Annotated in this window: 11 protein-coding genes; 5 read left to right on the forward strand and 6 right to left on the reverse strand. The window is 72.9% G+C overall.

The features are described from left to right. The first annotated feature begins 85 nt into the window (after window positions 1–85). Complete coding sequence (gene nhaA / locus ABGB06_RS32230) at window positions 86–1,387, forward strand: Na+/H+ antiporter NhaA (protein ID WP_347596479.1); 1,302 nt, start codon at window positions 86–88, stop codon at window positions 1,385–1,387. A gap of 686 nt (window positions 1,388–2,073) precedes the next feature. Here the strand turns inward: nhaA and ABGB06_RS32235 are convergent. The 4 genes from ABGB06_RS32235 to ABGB06_RS32250 all read right to left on the reverse strand — a co-directional run bounded on the left by ABGB06_RS32235 (window position 2,074) and on the right by ABGB06_RS32250 (window position 6,150). Continuing rightward, window positions 2,074–2,667, reverse strand: coding sequence for a Hint domain-containing protein (locus ABGB06_RS32235; protein ID WP_347596482.1), 594 nt, complete (start codon window positions 2,665–2,667; stop codon window positions 2,074–2,076). Then, window positions 2,664–3,734 (reverse strand): hypothetical protein, encoded by a 1,071-nt coding sequence (locus ABGB06_RS32240; protein WP_347596484.1) that lies wholly within the window; start codon window positions 3,732–3,734, stop codon window positions 2,664–2,666. The genes ABGB06_RS32235 and ABGB06_RS32240 overlap by 4 nt, the downstream gene beginning before the upstream one ends. Window positions 3,735–3,915: 181 nt before the next feature. After that, the gene (locus tag ABGB06_RS32245) at window positions 3,916–5,250 is read right to left on the reverse strand and encodes a nicotinate phosphoribosyltransferase (RefSeq protein ID WP_347596487.1); all 1,335 of its coding nucleotides are present in this window, start codon (window positions 5,248–5,250) and stop codon (window positions 3,916–3,918) included. Between the two features lie 27 nt (window positions 5,251–5,277). After that, complete coding sequence (locus ABGB06_RS32250; RefSeq protein ID WP_347596490.1) at window positions 5,278–6,150, reverse strand: universal stress protein; 873 nt, start codon at window positions 6,148–6,150, stop codon at window positions 5,278–5,280. A gap of 201 nt (window positions 6,151–6,351) precedes the next feature. On the opposite strand from ABGB06_RS32250, the gene ABGB06_RS32255 reads away from it, so the two are divergent. Both ABGB06_RS32255 and ABGB06_RS32260 read left to right on the forward strand, forming a co-directional pair. Continuing rightward, the gene (locus ABGB06_RS32255) at window positions 6,352–7,005 is read left to right on the forward strand and encodes a pyridoxamine 5'-phosphate oxidase family protein (RefSeq protein WP_347596493.1); all 654 of its coding nucleotides are present in this window, start codon (window positions 6,352–6,354) and stop codon (window positions 7,003–7,005) included. Window positions 7,006–7,100: 95 nt separating this feature from the next. Further along, on the forward strand, window positions 7,101–8,066 hold the full coding sequence (locus ABGB06_RS32260; protein ID WP_347596496.1) for a hypothetical protein: 966 nt from the start codon (window positions 7,101–7,103) through the stop codon (window positions 8,064–8,066). Between the two features lie 16 nt (window positions 8,067–8,082). Here the strand turns inward: ABGB06_RS32260 and ABGB06_RS32265 are convergent, their stop codons facing one another. Next, window positions 8,083–9,159 (reverse strand): alcohol dehydrogenase catalytic domain-containing protein, encoded by a 1,077-nt coding sequence (locus tag ABGB06_RS32265; RefSeq protein WP_347596499.1) that lies wholly within the window; start codon window positions 9,157–9,159, stop codon window positions 8,083–8,085. Between the two features lie 155 nt (window positions 9,160–9,314). Here ABGB06_RS32265 and ABGB06_RS32270 point away from each other — a divergent pair, with 155 nt between their 5' ends. After that, on the forward strand, window positions 9,315–10,169 hold the full coding sequence (locus ABGB06_RS32270) for a universal stress protein (protein ID WP_347596502.1): 855 nt from the start codon (window positions 9,315–9,317) through the stop codon (window positions 10,167–10,169). A 21-nt stretch (window positions 10,170–10,190) separates the two neighbouring features. Here ABGB06_RS32270 and ABGB06_RS32275 read toward each other — a convergent pair whose 3' ends face one another. Further along, on the reverse strand, window positions 10,191–12,920 hold the full coding sequence (locus ABGB06_RS32275; RefSeq protein WP_347596505.1) for a GNAT family N-acetyltransferase: 2,730 nt from the start codon (window positions 12,918–12,920) through the stop codon (window positions 10,191–10,193). 287 nt (window positions 12,921–13,207) lie between these two features. Here ABGB06_RS32275 and ppsA point away from each other — a divergent pair, with 287 nt between their 5' ends. Further along, entirely contained in the window at window positions 13,208–15,658 is a 2,451-nt protein-coding gene (ppsA, locus tag ABGB06_RS32280; RefSeq protein WP_347596508.1) for a phosphoenolpyruvate synthase, read from the forward strand. Window positions 15,659–15,685 lie beyond the last annotated feature (27 nt).

Below are 15,685 nucleotides of genomic sequence, written 5' to 3' on the forward strand. Positions count from 1 at the left end.
GGCAGGCGCTGGTGTGCCGGGAAGTCTGGTCGGCGACAGGGACCGTCGTGTCCGCCGCCGCCGCCACACCCGGAGGATCTTCCCCATGCGTAGCAGCCAGCGTGCCGGTTCGGCGTTTCTGGGGCTCCTTCCGTGGACCGAACGGCTGAGCGTGGCGCGGGCGCTGCGGACGGAGACCGTGGGCGGGCTGATCCTGTTGGGCGCCGCGGCGGTCGCGTTGGTGTGGGTCAACTCGCCGCTCGGTGACTCCTACGAGTCGGTTCGCGACTGGCACGTCGGCCCGTCCGCGCTGGGGCTCGACCTGTCGGTCGGGCACTGGACGGCCGACGGCCTGCTGACGCTGTTCTTCCTCGTGGCGGGGATCGAGCTGAAACGCGAGCTGGTGATCGGCGAGCTGCGCACCCCGGCCGCGGCGGCGTTGCCGGTGGTGGCCGCGGTCTGCGGGATGGTGGTCCCGGCCGGGCTGTACGCCATGGTCGTGCTCGGCGGTGGCGGGGATCTGGGTGGATGGGCGGTGCCGATGGCCACCGACATCGCGTTCGCGCTCGCGGTCCTGGCCGTGCTCAGCACCCATCTGCCGGCCGCGTTGCGGGCCTTCCTCCTCACCCTGGCCGTCGTCGACGACCTGGGAGCGATCCTGGTCATCGCCGTCTTCTTCACCAGCGGCGCGAACCTGTGGGCGCTCGCGGGCGCGGTGGCCGGCCTCCTCGTCTTCTACGCGCTCCAGCGAGCCCGGGTCCGCGGCTGGTGGTGGTACGTGCCGCTGGGCCTGACGATCTGGGCGCTGACCTACCACGCCGGCGTGCACGCCACCGTCGCCGGCGTCGCGATGGGCCTGATCCTGCGCATCACCCCCGACACCGGCGGGGCCGGACGCGAGAAGGAGACCGAGTCGCCAGGAGAACGGACCGAGCACCTGCTGCGCCCGCTCTCCGCGGGCGTGGCGGTTCCGCTGTTCGCCCTCTTCGCGGCCGGCGTCGGCGTCTCGCTGTCCTCCCTCGGGGAGGTGTTCACCCGCCCGGAACCGCTGGGCATCGTGCTGGGCCTGGTCGTGGGCAAGACACTGGGCATCTTCGCCGGCACCTATCTCGCCGCCCGCTTCACCCGCGCCCGCCTCAACCCCGACCTGGCCTGGTCCGACGTGTTCGCCCTCGCCGTCCTTGCCGGTATCGGCTTCACCGTCGCCCTGCTGATCGGCGAACTCGCCTTCACCGATCCGACCGACGCCGAACACGCCAAGGCGGCCGTCCTCGCCGGTTCCCTGATCGCCGCCGCCCTCGGCGCCGTCCTGATCAAACGCCGCGACCGCGTCTACCGCAGGCTCTGGGAGGCCGAGAACGTCGACGAGGACGCCGACGGCATCCCCGACATCTACCAGCGCCCGTAGCCCACTGGTCCCGGTCCCCCGGCGCACCGGCGTGCGGCGCCGCGGGGATCGGCCCCAACCTCCGAAAGGTGGGGCGACGAACGAGTCGGGCCCCGTAGTGGTCACCCGGCGGTGAGCTGGTAGTCGAGCCGACGGAACCGCACCAGTGGCACGGGACGCGTGGCGTCCGCGAGGGAGAGGAGTCGCAGGTCGAAACTGAGGAACGCGGCGCTGCGCGCCGAGATGGGGGGCCCCTGACGAGTTCGACGAAGCCCCCGCCACCGGCGACGCGTCAGGGGCCTCCCAGACCACGGTCAGCTCGGCGCCCGTGACCTGGGCCGCGTTGATCCTGGTCTGCTGCACGACCACCGGCGCGGAGATCACCGCGGTGGGATCGGACCAGTCCATGTCGGCGGGATTTCTGCCAGGGGCCTGAAACTGCACCAGCATCTGGTAGACGATTCCTGCCACCAGGGGGCTGGAGTTGAGTACCCCGACGAAGCTCCCGGCAACGCTGGTGCCATAGCCGACAGGAGTCTGGTCGCCGAGCAACGCGGCGTAGGCGACGGTGCCGCTTGGTGAGTCGGACAGCGTGGCGAAGACACCGGCCTCGTAGCGGGCGTCGAGGGGAAGCGGCGCGAACGGGTCGACATACTGGACCCACTGGAACGATGCCACCGGCTGCCTCTCCGTTCTCCGCGCGCGACCTAGAGGTTTCCGCCGTAGTGGACGTTGTCGCGGGCGATGTCGGCCAGCATGCTGGCGTAGTCGGTGTGGTACTTCTCCGGCAACCTGGGCAACATGTAGCCCAGCGAACGCGCGTTCTGCTTGTGCAGGGCGGTCATGGACAGGAAGTCACCGACGGCAATCCCGTTGGCGATGAAGGTGCCGACGCTTCCGGCGAGGCCGCGCGCCCTGTCATCGTCATTGATCAGCTTGAGGTTCGCGAACACTGCGGTGGACGGCACGGGAACCCTCTCAGTCACCTGAGTCACGCCGTCCTGCGTCAGCACGTGGTCGCCGACGGCCAGATCGACGGCCCGCCGGAGCCCGTCCGGGGTGACGACCGGGTGCCCGGCGGTCAACACCACGCTGTGATGGTCCTCGGTACTCAGCCGCAGTACCTCGCCGGCGTGCAGGCCTCGGGTGGTGGCCTCCACGCCGATCGATCCGCCGTCCCGGGTGCGCACCCGCATGGTGTTGTCGACATGCTCGACGGGCACCGTGCCGCCGTCGGCGAGGGTGACCCGAGTGCCCTCTGCCAGGCAGTGCCACCAGAACTCGAGGTCAGGAATCGTCACGCAGTTGACCGACGGGCAGTCCGGCCGTCCTTGGTGCATACGGTGAAGTTGTAGGTCGGCGTCACCCCCGAGGGGTCACGCACCGGGATCTGAAACGAGAAGACGAAGGCGGTGAGGTTGTCGTTCGCCTCGGCCAGGGGTTCGTACATCAGTGAGGCGTAGTTGCCGGGCGTACCGTCGCCGTCGTACGGGTAGCTCCAGGTGACGACGCTCGTCGAGGCATCGCCCGTGAGTCGTTCTCCGAGCGGCTGCCGGGAGTCGAGGTGGGCTACGAAGCTCCTGGCAGTGCGCGAGTACAACCAGGTGCTGACCTGTAGTCCCTCGGTGAACCGGCCACCGTCGACGTTGGCGAGCGGATACGGGACGTGGGCACTTCCGGTGAAGGGAACCACCAGTTGCGGCTGGTCGCTGAGGTCTTGTTTGTACCAGTAGTCGAGATCCTTGGTATCCCAGGGCCGGCCGAGACCGATTCGGACCTCGCTGTGGCTGTTGTGCGTGACCGGATCGGTGACCACGGCCGCGATCGGACCAGCACCGATGACCGGTGCGGTCCTGGCGACGACGCCGAATTTCGGGTCGGTGTCCGGGGTGCTGAGCGAGCACGCGAAGCCGATCGTGGTCATGCGGTCCGGGGCCGGAAGGGCCGACTCGGAACGGGTGGCGGCCGGCACCAGGCCGCCACCCACCCGGTTGGCGTAGCCGAGGGCCACCGGACGCCCGCTGTCGGCGTCCACGGCGAGCGCCAGGCTGCTGGCCATGAGCCCGCCCTCGGTGTCGAGATGCCAGACCCGGGCGGTCGCCCGACCGTGGACGTCCCGGCCGCTGTCGACGATGTCGAGCACCTGCCCGTCGGCTCTGGCGAGGGGCGAAGCGCTTCGCGTGAGGCGGTCCAGATCGGCGTGGAGGCCGGGACAGGCTTCCGCGGTCTTGCCGCTGAGCTCCAGGAAGGCCCTGATGGCCGCGGCGTCGTCCGGGTTGGAAGGATCGAGCGGCTGGTGGACGCCGTCGGGGCGTCCTCGCACGGCGGTCCGGATGGCGGAGAGCTGGTCGTTGCTGATCGGCAGCATGCGGCGTTTCTCCTCCTGGTCACCGGGGCCGGACCGGGTGCCTTCCGTGGTTCGTCGGTGCCTTCCCAGCAGGGATCCGCACTTCACGCCGGCGAAGCGCCTTATTTTAGTAGATATCGGACACGTGTGGGGGGTCGGAGTGTCGGACCCCCCGGACCCGCGCCTCGTCGGGTGTTCCCCCTCAGGCCGCCCGCGCCGTTCCTTGGAGGCGGCGGCGTACCTCGTCGGTCAGGCGGGAGAGGCGTGGGGAGATCGTCGCGTGCGGGCTCACCGGATCGTGGATGCGCTTCGCCTCGGCCGGGAGCGTGCGGAGGTCGTCCGTGAGGAGCCGTCGCGAGGCGTCGAGGGCGGGCCGGGGGCCGACGCGTTCGCCGTCGGTCATGACCCTGTGCAGCAGCGGCCCGCCGTCGGCGGGCGGCCGTTCGTCGCGGGTGCCGATCACGTCGCGGAAGCCCGGGCGTCGCCAGACCTGTTTGGGCCCCGGCGCGGTCACCTTGGCCGTGGAGAGCTTCATCACCGGCGTCCCGTCGTACGCGACGAGCTTGTAGGCGGAGTCCAGGTAGGGCGCGTCGGCGGCCACCCCGACCCGGGTGCCCACCGCGAAGACGTCGATCGGCGCGCCGGAGCGGACCAGGGCGTCGACGGCGAACTCGTCCAGGCCGCCGCTGGCGACGATCCGGACCTCGGGGAGGCCGGCGTCGTCCAACAGCCGCCGGCAGCGCTCCGCCAGTACGCCCAGGTCGCCGCTGTCGAGGCGGATGCCGCAGCCCGGTCCGCGGTTCAGCTCCCGTAGCACGCGGGCGGCGACGGCGGTGCCGGCCTCGGTGTCGTAGGTGTCGACGAGGAGGGTGACGGGACCCGGATGGGTGCGGGCGAAGGCCCGGAACGCGTCCTCCTCGTCCGCGAACGCCTCGACGTACGAGTGCGCCATGGTGCCGGTGGCGGGGAGGCCGAAGGCCTGGGCCGCGGCGACGTTGCTGGTGGCCGCGAAGCCCACGAGGCCGCCCACCCGGGCGGCCTGGATGCCGGACTCGATGCCGTGGGTGCGGCGTAGGGAGAAGTCGACCACCGGCCGGCCGTCCGCGGCGAGGACGCAGCGCACCGCCTTCGAGGCGAGGGAGGTCTGGTGGTTCAGCATGTTCAGCAGGCACGTCTCGACGAGCTGGGCCTCCGGCAGCGGAGCCGTGACCTCCAGCAGCGGTTCGCCCGGCAGCACGATCCGACCCTCGGGCACTCCCCACACCTCACCGGTGAAGCGGAGCCCCGCCAGCGGGGCGAGGTCGGCGGCCGGCCGATGCAGCGCCGCCGCGAAGGCCTCCGCGTCCGCCGGCTCGACGCGCAGACCCTCGAGGTAGTCCAGCGCCGACTCCAGTCCCGCTGACACCAGGAACCCGCGCTGGGGAGGTACGTCGCGGACGAACAGACTGAACGTCGCCGGAGCCGTCATACCCTCACGCAGGTAGGACAGCGCCATGGTGACCTCGTAGAGGTCGGTGGCGGTCGCCTGCGGTGTCATCCGGACTCTCCTGTCGGCTCGGCGGCTTCACCGTTCCCCGTCGGTGCGGGTGGAGGGTGGCACGACGGCGACCGGGGCCAGGGAGTGGTGCAGGAGGGCGTGGGTCACCGCGCCCACGCGGGTGCCGTGGCCGGGGCGGTGGCCGCTGCGCCCGACGACGACCAGCGCGGCCCGGGTCGCGGCGTCGATGAGCGCCTGGGAGGCGTTGCCCACCAGCAGGGTCTCGCTGACCGGCAGGTCGGGGTGGTCGGCGCGCCACGGCTTCAGGAGGTCGGCCAGGGCGGCGGCCTGTCCCACCCCCTGTTCGGCCGCCTCCGGGGCGGAGGGCTGGCCATGGCGCGAGGGCGGAGCGTGCCAGGCGTGCAGCACCCGGACGGGAAGGTTCCCGCGGGCGGCCGTGGCGAAGGCGAAGTCCAGGGCGTCGGCGTCCGAGGCGTGCAGACGCTTGACGCCGACCACCACCTCCCCGGTCGGCTGTCCTACCTGGGAGGCACGGACGGCGACGACGGGGCAGACTGCGCGGGCGATCACGTGGGAGCTGACCGAGCCGAGCAGGAAGCCGCCCAGGGCGCCCAGGCCGCGGGTGCCCACGACGAGCAGCTGGGCCCGTTCCGCGGCGCTCACCAACGCCGTCACCGCGCTGTCGGCGACGGTCTCCGCCGTGAGCTCCAGGTTCGGGTGATGGGCGAGCAGCCTGTCCCGGACGCGGCTGAGCACCAGTTCGGCGGACTGCTCGGGATCCGAGGCGGCGATGAGTTCGGGGCTGGCGGTCGGATTGATGGTCCAGGCCTGCAGGAGGCTCAGCGGTGCGTCGCGCCGCTGAGCCTCCTCGGCCGCCCATGCCGCGGCGGCCGCGCTCTGTGGTGTGCCGTCGACGCCGACGACGACCGGGTGGGTCATGGCGGGGCCTTCCTTCTCCGTCACGGCGGGGGCGCACCCGGTGGGCTGCGCGGACCTCCACCACGGGCAGCGTCCGTCCTGCCGGTGCGTCGTGCGAGCCGGTCGCGCCGAACGAGGGACGCGGCGTCGTTCGGGAGGACAGCGGGCCGTTCGGCGGCCATCATGAGCTCGGGAGTTCGTAGCACGACGAGGAGCGCCCGGATGACCGCTTCCGCCAACGGGCCGGGAGACTTCGGCAGGCGTGCCGCGCTGCGGCGCGAGGAACTCGGCCTCAGCCGGGAGGAGGTCGCCGCGCGCGCCGGCGTGGCACCCGGATACCTGCGCTATCTGGAGGAACGCTCGGGCACGCCGGACACCGGCTCCCTGCTGCGGTTGGCGGGTGCGCTGGAGACCACCGCCGCGGCCCTGCGGGGCGGCGGCGTTGATCAGCCCACCGGACGGGGGCAGGCGGCGCCGCGGGCCCGGCTGGAGGAGCTCAGCGACGCGGAGTGCTGGTCCCGCCTCTCGTCCCACGGGGTGGGCCGGATCGCGGTCTGCGAGGCGGCGGGCCCGGTGGTCCTCCCGGTCAACTACAGCGTGGTGGACGGAACCGTCGTCATCCGCACGGCGGCGGGCAGCACCCCGGACCGGGCGGCCGGTGCCCCGGTTGCCTTCGAGGTGGACCACGTCGACGAGGCCTTCAGCGGTGGTTGGAGCGTGCTGATCGCCGGTGCGGCCCGTCGGGTGACCGACGCGAGTGAGGCGGAGCGGCTGGCCGAGCGTGCTCGCTCGGCCCCGTGGGCCGGCGGGGCGCGGGACCGGTGGCTGCGCATCGAGCCGGTCCGCATCACCGGCCGACGGGTGCGGACCGACTGAGCCCGAACTGCGTAATACCGCATGGCACCCGAAAATGGGTGGCACGGAGTGTTCACGAACCCATCGGGTCCCGGCCTGCAGGTAGGAGCCGCGGAATGAAGCACGGAGCGCTCGACGCGACGACGCTGGACACGGTGATGTCCGCGGTGCTCGCCGCGCCCACCGTCCACCACGGGCAGCCGTGGCGCCTGCGCGCCGACCGCGACGCCGGAACGATCGAGCTGACGGCGAACACCGAACGACAGCTTCCCCACGCGGACCCCGTGGGCCGGATCCTCCTCCTCGCGGCCGGGGCCGCCCTGTTCAACCTCAGGGTCGCCGCCGCCCATGTCGGCTGGCGGCTCCGCCTGACCACCCTGCCGAGCCCTGAGCACCCCGAGGTGCTGGCGGTCGCCCAGGTGGCCGACGCGGACGGCGACCGAGGCGACGCCGTCTCCGCGCAGCGCACCGACCTCTACGACGCGCTCTGGAACGGCACCAGGGGCCGGTTCCCCTCGGTCAACCAGCCGCTACCGCCGGCCGTGGTGACCGGCATGGAAGCGGCGGCGGAAGGGGAGGGCGCCCGGCTGCGGTTCGCCGACCACGGCGAGACCCGGCGGCTCCTCGCCCTCACGGCGGAGGCGGAGGCGCGCAACATCGTCGATCCCGAGCGGCGCGACGAGAGCAGACGCTGGATCCACGACCTCGGCTCGTTCGGGGTCTCTCCGGTCGGCCCGCACCAGGCCCCGCGGCCCGGCCTCGTGGATGACCTCACCGCCCTGCTCCACCACTCGCCTCCGGTCGAGGTCTACGAGTCGAATCCGATCCTGGCGGTGCTCTCCACCGCGCACGACCGGCGCACCGACTGGCTGGCCGCGGGTGAGGCCCTGGAACACGCGCGGCTCGTCGCCACGCGTCAGGCCGTGCATGTCTCCTGGCTGTACCAGGCTCTGGAATGGGCGGATCTCAGGGAGAGACTGGGGGATCCCGACCGCGATGCCGGACCGGTCCACATGCTCGTGCGCCTGGGATACGCAACCCCGCCAGGAAGGCTCGAGGCCGGCGCGCCGCGGCATCGTTGACGCCGTTGACGTCCTCTCACCCGCCGGTCGGTATCAGCTCACCGTTGTTCGTGGGCCTGGTGGTGAGGGCCACCTTCAGCGCGCCGGTGGTGCCGGGGTCCGCGAAGACCTGGTAGGCCCGCTCGATCTGGTCGAGGGGAAAGGTGTGGGTGACGAGGTCGGACGCGGGCAGCCGGCCGTCCGCCAGGAGGGACAGCAGGGTGTGGGTGGAGTGGGTGTCCACCAGGCCCGTGGTGATGGTGATGTTGCGGATCCAGAGGTCCTCCAGGTGCAGGGTGGCCGGGCCGCCGTGCACGCCGACGTTGGCCACCCGGCCCCCGGCTCGGACCAGTCGGGCGCACAGCTCGAACGTCTCCGCCAGGCCCACCGCCTCGATGGTGACCTCGGCCCCCAGTCCGCCGGTGAGGTCCGCCACCAGCGCCTCGGGGTTCTCGTGCGGGTCGCCGATGACGTCGGCGCCCAGCGCGCGGGCCGCCTCGAGTCGGTCCTTGGCCGGGTCGAAGACGATGATCCGTCCCGGCGAGAGGAGTCGGGCGGTGGCGACGGCGGCGAGCCCGATCGGTCCGGCCCCGACGATCACCACCGTGTCCCCGGGGCGTACGCCGCCGTTGTGCACGCCGACCTCGTACGCGGTGGGGAAGATGTCGGACAGCAGCACGGCGTCCTTGGGATCCAGCGTCTCGGGCAGCGGGTGCGTCGACAGGTCGGCGAACGGCACGCGCAGGTACTCGGCCTGGGCGCCGTTCACCAGGTGTCCGAGGATCCACCCGCCGCCGCCCAGGCACTGGCCGTAGGCGGCCTGCCGGCAGTAGGAGCAGCGGCCACAGGCCGAGATGCAGGAGACCAGAACCCGGTCTCCCGGACGCACCGTCCGCACCTCCGACCCGGTCTCGACGACGGTGGCGACGGCCTCGTGCCCCAGGATGGTGCCGGGCGTCACCTCGGGGACGTCGCCCTTGAGGATGTGCAGGTCGGTCCCGCAGATCGTGGTGGTGTCGACGCGCACGATCGCGTCGCCAGGATCCTGGACCGTGGGATCGTCGACGTCGTCCCACGAGGGTCGTCCCGGGCCGTGGTACACCAGCGCCTTCATGACACACGCTCCTTCCCCTGACTCTTCTCATTCTGGTGTATTTATCCCGATATGCCATTCGGGGGGTGTGCGGATCGTCCGTCTCGCCGAGAGGCGATGGTGATGGTGTGCTGGAGAGAGCCGGGGGTCAGGAACGGCGGAGAGGTGGTGGCCAGGTGGAGCGTCCGGTGGTCGTGGGAGTGGACGGCTCGGACTCCAGCCTGCTGGCGGTCGACTGGGCCCTGGACGCGTCGGAACGCCACGGCCGGCCGCTGCGGATGGTCCACGCCTCGCTGTGGGAACGCTACGAGGGGGTGACCCCGAGCGTGGGCGTCGACCGCCCCACGGCGCAGGTCATGGCTCACAACGTGCTCGCCGCCGCCGAGCACCGTGCCGCGGTCCGGCGTCCCGGCGTCGCCCTCTCGCAGGACGTCCTGGCGGCCGGCGCCGTGGAGTCGCTCCTGGAGGAGGGACGCAGCGCGTTCCTCCTCGTCGTCGGCTGCCGCGGCCGCGGCCCGCTGGCCGGGGCGCTGCTGGGCTCGGTCAGCCTGGGCGTCGCCGGGCGTGCCCCGTGTCCGACCGTGGTGGTGCGCGGTTCCTCACCGAGCGTGGCGGGATCGCGTGGACGGGTCGTGGTCGGGGTCGACGGCACGCCGCACGGCGCGGCGGCCGTCGGATACGCGTTCCGGGAGGCGGAGGCGCGCGGCTGCGAGCTCCTGGCCGTGCACGCCTGGCGCAGGCCCGGGTCGAACGCGGGGGGTGTGGTGGGCGACGACGTTCCCGGGGCCGCGGAGAAGCTGCTGGACACGGCCCTGGACGAGGACCGGGTCGGACACCCGGACGTGCCGATGCGTCGCCAGGTCGTCGAGGGCTCCGCCCGGCAGGCGCTGCTCCGGGCCGCGGAGGAGGCCGATCTCCTGGTGGTGGGGGCTCATCAACGACGCGGCGCTCCCGGCCTCCACCTCGGCCTCGTCTCCCACGCGCTGCTGCATCAGGCGAGCTGCCCGGTCGCGGTGGTGCCGCAGCCCTGACGGGCATGGGGGCCGCCGGTTTCAGCGGAGCCGGCGGAGGTACGGGTCGAAGGCGCGGCGGGGCACCAGGCGGAGGCGGGCGTCCACCGCGAGGACGCCGTCCGGGCGGGCGACCAGCGGGTTGAGATCGGCCTCGACGAGCTGGGGCAGGTCGGTGGCGAGCCGGGACACCCGGGAGAGCACGTCCTGCAGGCCCGCCAGATCCGCGGGTTCCCGGTCCTGGCCACCCAGGAGGAGAGGAGCGGATCGGGGGGCGGTGATCAGGTCGTGGACGTCCTGGTCGGTGAGGGGCGCCAGGCGGGCGGCGTGGTCGGCCAGGAGTTCGGTGGCGGTGCCGCCCAGGCCGAAGACGACGAGGGGTCCGAAGACGTCGTCCTGCACGATGCCGGCGAAGAGTTCGGTGCCGCGGCGGGCCATGGCCTGCACCAGCACCCCGGTCATGCGCGCGCCGAAGCGTTCGGTGAACCGGCGGTAGGCGTCGCGGACCTGTTCTTCCCCGGCCAGGTCCAGCGCGACGGCGCCCTGGGCGCTCTTGTGGACCAGCCCCGGCCAGTGGGCCTTCAGTACCACCGGTCGATCGGGCTCGGCCACCCGCGCCGCGGCGGCGACGGCCTCGTCCTCGGTGGTGGCCCAGGCCCATGGCACCTGGGGAACGCCGTAGCGGGCCAGGAGTTCGGCGCACTCGCGGGGCTCCAACCAGCCACCGTCGGGATGGGCGTCGAGGTAGGCGTCCACGACGGTCCGGGCGCCGGGCTCGTCGATGCCTGACAGTTCGGGGAGCACTCCGCCGGGGCGGGACAACCAGCGGGCGCGGGCGGCGGCGTGGGCCAGGGCCTGGGCGGCGGCCTGCGGCTCGGCGTAGGCCGGGACGTCGCGCCCGGACGTGGCCCGCAGGACGGTGACGCGTTCGACCTGGTCGGGTCGGACCGCCACGACCGGGCAGGGCAGGTCCACGCCGCTCGGGTCGGTGAGTGACCGCTCGGGGTCCTCTCCGGTGGCCGCGCCCAGTGCGGTGGGCACCAGGCTCACCAGCACGGCGTCCACCGCGTCGTGGGCGGCCAGCCGGTCCAGGCACTCGGTGAGTGCCGTCTCGGTCACGGCGGGAGTGACGTCGATCGGGTTGGTCGCGCTGGCTCCCGGAGGGAGCACGCGGCGGAGAGAGGCGAGCAGGTCGGCGGGCAGTTCCGGGACGGTCAGCCCGGCCTCGACCAGGGCGTCGGCGGCCAGCACGCCGGCCCCGCCGGCGTTGGACAGCACCGCCACCCGGGAGCCGGTGGGCAGCGGCTGGGTGTGCAGCAGCGCCGCGGTGTCCAGCAGCTCGCCGATGCTGCGGGTGGCGATGACGCCGGCCTGGGTGAACAGCGCCCGGCGGGTCATGGTCGGGGTGGCCGCCGCGGCGGTGTGCGACGCCGCCGCGCGCCGACCGGCCGCCGAACGCCCGGCGTCCACCGTGAGCACCGGGATCCGGCGCGCCACCCGCCGGGCGGTACGGGAGAACGCCCGCGGGTTGCCGAACGACTCCAGGTGCAACAGCGCCAGTCCGGTGACGCCGTCGGCCTCCCACCACTGCAGCAGGTCGTTCCCGCTGACGTCGTACTTGTCACCCAACGACACGAAGCTGGACACGCCGATGCCCAGCCGCGACAGCCCGCCCAGCAGGGCGATGCCCACCCCGCCCGACTGCACCGCCACGCCCGCCGTGCCCGTCGTCGGGCCCCGCGCGGCGAACGTGGCGTCCAGCCGGACCTCGCCCTCGGTGTTCGCCAGGCCCAGGCAGTTCGGCCCCACCAGGCGCATCCCGTGCGTCCGGCAGGCGTCCAGCAGCGCCGCACCCTGCTCCGCGTCCAGACCGGCGGAGACCACCACCAGCGCCCGTACCCCGGCCCGCCCGCAGTCCTCGGCCACCCCCGGCACCGTGGCGGCCGGCACCGCCACCACCACCAGGTCCGGCACGTGCGGCAACGTCCCGACGGACGGGTAGGTGGGGACGTGCTCCAGGAAGCGCGCGTGGGGATTCACCGCGTACAGCAGTCCCGTGAAGCCGCCCCGGCGCATGTTGCGCAGCACCACGCGCCCCACCGAGGAGGACCTGCGCCCCGCGCCCACCACCGCCACGCATCCCGGGCGCACGAGGGGGCGCAGGCTGGCGATGTCCGCCGCGCTCGCGCGCCGCTCCACCGCGGTCAGGTACGGCTCGTCGTCGCGGACGTCCAACCGCACCGTGCAGCGCACCTCGGCACCCTCGAACCTGCGGGAGACGGGCAACCCCAGATCCCCGAAGACCCGCAACACGGCGTGGTTGTCGGACAGCGCGTCGGCGCGGAACGCGGCGACGCCGTCCTGGCGGGCCCGGTCCACGAGGTGCTCCACGAGCAGCGTCCCGACCCCCCGGTGGTGCCAGTCATCCGCCACGGCCAACGCCAGCTCGGCCTCCACGAGGCCCCCGTCGGCCCCGGCGTCGGGCGCCCGACCCGTGCGCTCGAAGTCGGCGACGCCGATGATCCGCCCTCCCACCTCGGCCGCCAGCGCCTGATACCCGGGCCTGCCCGGAGCGCACATCCGCTCGGTCTCCTGCCGGCCCGACCAGCGGCTCGCCGCGAAGAACCGCGAGCGAAGGTTCTCCGCCGACATCTCCTGGTACAGCCGCCCCACCTGCTCGCTGTCCTCCGGCACCACGGGCCGGATGCGCACCGTGGTGCCGTCCGCCAGCAGGGCATGCGTGCCCGTCGCACGGTGTTCCGTGGCCGTCATCGCGCCTCACCCAACCCGTCGCCCGTACTCGTCCACCAGGCTCAGCATGCGACGGTCCGAACCGCCACGCCCCTCGACCTGCGCCGGTCGGGGTGGGCACGGCCCCGGGGGGTCTGGTGGGCTGTGGGGCTCGTCAGGGTCGCCGGCAGGTCGCTCGCGCGTCGCCGTTTCCGCCGCGTCCGGGTGGTTACCCGCCGCGCGACGGCCGGCGGGTAACGGGCCGCGGCGGAACGCGGCGACCAGGAACGGCGCGCGGGTGGCGTGGCGCGGGCCGGGAGAGGACGACGATGACCGATCACCCGGGCGAGCACGACCTGGTGAGGCGCCTTGCGGACCTGTCGTCACGGGACGTCCCCGTCGTCGGCGGCAAGAACGCGTCACTCGGCGAGATGATACGTCACCTGTCGTCACGGGGAGTGGCCGTGCCTGGCGGCTTCGCCACGACGGCCGACGCCTACGAGGAGTTCGTGGACGCCAACGGTCTGCGCCCGCGGATCACGCGCCTCATCGACGACCTCCACCAGGGCACGGACCTGACGACCGTCGGCGCCGCCATCCGCGAGGCCTTCCGCGACGCGACGTTCCCGCCCCACCTGGCCCGGGCGATCGTGGAGGCCTACCGCTCGCTGGGCCAGACTCTGTCCCGCCGTGACCCGGACGTGGCGGTGCGCAGCAGCGCGACCGCGGAGGACCTCCCCGAGGCGAGCTTCGCCGGCCAGCAGGAGACGTATCTGAACATCACCGGGGAGGCGCGGCTGCTGGAGGCGTGCCAACGCTGCTACGCGTCGCTTTTCACCGACCGGGCGATCAGCTACCGGGAGGACCGCGGCTACGACCACCTCGGCGTCGCGCTCTCGGTCGGCGTCCAGCAGATGGTGCGCTCCGACCTCGCGGGCGCCGGGGTGATGTTCACCCTGGACACGGACAGCGGCTTCCCCCGCGTCGTGCTGATCAACGCGGCGTTCGGCCTGGGTGAGTCGGTGGTCTCCGGCCAGGTGGATCCCGACGAGTACCAGGTGTTCAAACCCCTGTTGGGGCGTGCGCACGTCGTTCCGGTGATCTCCCGGGAGACCGGCGCGAAGCAGACGAAGGTCGTCTACGGCGGCGACGGCAGGCCAACGGTCACCGTGGAGACGACCCCCGAGGAACGGCGGGCCCGCGTCCTGGACGACGTGGAGATCCTCCGGCTGGCCACCTGGGCCGTGTCGATCGAGGAGCACTACGGCTGCCCGATGGACATGGAGTGGGCGAAGGACGGGGTGACCGGCGAACTCCACGTCGTCCAGGCGCGTCCGGAGACGGTGCAGGTCCGGAAGGAGGCGACCACGCTGCGCTCGTACCGGCTGAAGGAGGAGGGGCCGAGGCTGGCCTCCGGGCTCGCCGTCGGGGACGCCGTCGCCGCCGGCCGGGTGTGCCGGCTCGACGACGTCGAGGAGATGGGGCGCTTCGTCGACGGCTCCGTGCTCGTCACCCGGATGACCGATCCCGACTGGGAGCCCGTGATGGAACGGGCCGCGGCCATCGTGACCGACCACGGTGGACGCACGTCGCACGCGGCGATCGTCAGCCGGGAACTCGGCGTCGCGGCGGTCGTCGGCACCGGTGACGCCACGTCCGCGCTCGCCGACGGGCAGGACGTCACGGTCTCCTGCGCCGAAGGCGAGGAGGGCCACGTGTACCGGGGCCTCCTGGACTTCGCGGCACGGGACATCGACCTGGCGAGGGTGCCCGCCACCGACACGAGGGTGATGCTGAACATCGCGAACCCGTCCGCGGCGTTCCGCTGGTGGCGGCTGCCGGCGGACGGCGTGGGACTGGCCCGGATGGAGTTCGTCATCACCAACCACATCCGGATCCACCCGATGGCCCTGGTCCGGTACGAGGGCCTACGGGACGAGGCGGCGCGCTCCCGCATCGCGGAGCTGACCGAGGGCTACGCCGACAAGACGGCGTACTTCGTGGAGCGCCTGGCCCACGGCGTGGGACGGATCGCCGCCGCCTGGTGGCCCCGACCGGTCATCGTGCGCATGAGCGACTTCAAGACCGACGAGTACGCCCGGCTCGTCGGCGGCGAGGAGTTCGAGCCGACGGAGGACAACCCGATGCTCGGGTGGCGCGGCGCCAGCCGCTACTACAGCGAGGGCTACCGGGAGGGGTTCGGCCTGGAGTGCCGGGCGCTGCGCGAGGTGCGGGACGGCATGGGCCTGACCAACGTCGTCGTGATGATCCCGTTCTGCCGCACCCTCCACGAGGCCGACCGGGTGCTGGAGACCATGGCGGAGAACGGGCTGCTGCGCGGCCGCAACGGGCTGCGGACGTACGTCATGGCGGAGATCCCCTCCAACATCATCCTGGCCGACGGCTTCGCCGACCGGTTCGACGGCTTCTCCGTCGGGAGCAACGACCTCACCCAGCTCACCCTGGGAGTGGACCGGAACTCCGCGCGGCTCGCGCCGCTCTTCGACGAGCGGGACCCGGCGTTGACCCACAGCATCAGGGAACTCGTCGGCGCGGCCCACGCCCGCGGGCGCGCCGCCGGCCTGTGCGGGCAACGGCCGAGCGACGATCCTGACTTCGCTCGCCTGCTGGTCGAGGCCGGCATCGACTCGGTGTCCGTCGCCCCTGACAGCTTCCTGGCGGTGAAGGAGAACGTCGCCGGCGCCGAACGTGATCTGGCGCGTACCCGTGAACGTCAGGGGCGGCGGAGGCCGCGGGGTCCGACGTCCGCTCGCCTGTGAGGGGCTGAGAGGCGACCTGGCCGGCCG

The organism is Streptomyces sp. B6B3 (genome assembly GCF_039871525.1).
Lineage (GTDB): Bacteria > Actinomycetota > Actinomycetes > Streptomycetales > Streptomycetaceae > Streptomyces.

Coding starts and splice junctions, on each gene's coding strand:
- ABGB06_RS32265 (WP_347596499.1), bottom strand. CDS start 9,159: ATGAAGGCGCTGGTGTACCACGGCCCGGGACGACCCTCGTGGGACGAC.
- ABGB06_RS32245 (WP_347596487.1), bottom strand. CDS start 5,250: ATGACACCGCAGGCGACCGCCACCGACCTCTACGAGGTCACCATGGCG.
- ABGB06_RS32250 (WP_347596490.1), bottom strand. CDS start 6,150: ATGACCCACCCGGTCGTCGTCGGCGTCGACGGCACACCACAGAGCGCG.
- ABGB06_RS32275 (WP_347596505.1), bottom strand. CDS start 12,920: ATGACGGCCACGGAACACCGTGCGACGGGCACGCATGCCCTGCTGGCG.
- ABGB06_RS32240 (WP_347596484.1), bottom strand. CDS start 3,734: ATGCTGCCGATCAGCAACGACCAGCTCTCCGCCATCCGGACCGCCGTG.
- ppsA (WP_347596508.1), top strand. CDS start 13,208: ATGACCGATCACCCGGGCGAGCACGACCTGGTGAGGCGCCTTGCGGAC.
- ABGB06_RS32255 (WP_347596493.1), top strand. CDS start 6,352: ATGACCGCTTCCGCCAACGGGCCGGGAGACTTCGGCAGGCGTGCCGCG.
- ABGB06_RS32260 (WP_347596496.1), top strand. CDS start 7,101: ATGAAGCACGGAGCGCTCGACGCGACGACGCTGGACACGGTGATGTCC.
- nhaA (WP_347596479.1), top strand. CDS start 86: ATGCGTAGCAGCCAGCGTGCCGGTTCGGCGTTTCTGGGGCTCCTTCCG.